Annotated in this window: 1 protein-coding gene; it reads right to left on the minus strand. The window is 37.0% G+C overall.

Going from position 1 to position 335, the window contains the following annotated elements:
- Positions 1-313, minus strand: a 313-nt coding sequence (locus CWC11_RS20225; RefSeq protein ID WP_138684125.1) for a hypothetical protein, incomplete at its 3' end; no start/stop codon positions are given.
- Positions 314-335 lie beyond the last annotated feature (22 nt).

Consider the following 335-nt stretch of genomic DNA (forward strand, 5'->3'; position numbering starts at 1 on the left):
TTTTTACCTGTTGCTCTAAGTTATTGTGATCTTCTACGAAGTACGCTAAGTATTTACCACGATGTTCAAAACAGAGACTTTTGCTTAAAATAAAAAACTCTCGGTGAAACTCATAATCAGGATTAAGCAAGTCCTGCTTCATTTCTGTTAATAAAGCCTGGTGTTTTAACCATAAATCATCGAAAAAACGAGCAGTATCATTTTCCTGTTCTTTTTGTTTACGCTTATCAGTATATTTATTGCCAAAATAAGTTCCCGCAGCGCCAGTAGCACTTCCTACGAGAAATCCAACAGCTAGGCTAAAGTAATCCATGCTTTCCTCCCTGAACTAACGC

The sequence above is a fragment of the Pseudoalteromonas sp. S3178 genome, from assembly GCF_005886985.1.
Taxonomy (GTDB): domain Bacteria; phylum Pseudomonadota; class Gammaproteobacteria; order Enterobacterales; family Alteromonadaceae; genus Pseudoalteromonas; species Pseudoalteromonas carrageenovora.